The sequence below is a fragment of the Pseudomonas sp. FSL R10-1350 genome, from assembly GCF_009600525.1.
GTDB classification, from domain to species: Bacteria; Pseudomonadota; Gammaproteobacteria; order Pseudomonadales; family Pseudomonadaceae; genus Aquipseudomonas; species Aquipseudomonas helleri.
The window spans coordinates 1-395 of sequence record NZ_WIVR01000197.1 but is presented as its reverse complement, the minus strand read 5'-3'; the positions used below and the strand labels follow the sequence as shown (position 1 = coordinate 395).

At 45.3% G+C, this 395-nt stretch carries 1 protein-coding gene; it reads left to right on the top strand.

Features of this window, described 5'->3' with window-relative positions; genetic code table 11:
- Positions 1-23: 23 nt before the first annotated feature.
- On the top strand, positions 24-395 hold a 372-nt coding region (locus GHO25_RS25820; protein ID WP_153393448.1), incomplete at its 3' end, for a hypothetical protein.

Genomic DNA, 395 nt, shown 5'->3' with positions numbered 1-395 from the left:
CTATTACATTCCTGAAGGTGGGGATGGATGTGAAGGCTGGGCGTGAAGTTAAAAAGGGTGAGCTGTATAGTCTACTGGGTAATGGAGTTGGGGTTGTTGGAACATTTGTTGTTTTGTCCGGTGCGGGGGCTTTTTTTGTTGGGTCTTTAGCTGTAGCTGCTATTGCGACAGGTTTGTTGTCAATTTACCACTCAGATATTTTCGGGAATGTGATGGCTGCTGCTGACGATTTCTTTAGAAATAATAGAGGTGATAGTTATCTTGATTATATGTGCGCGCCAGATATGCGCATCGTAGATCGGAACACGCTAAGAACGGCTTATGCCAATAAGATTTTTTCTTGTGATTGGGTGGCGACGACGGGTGAGTTGTTGCCTTCTTCGGTGGTTGTGAGC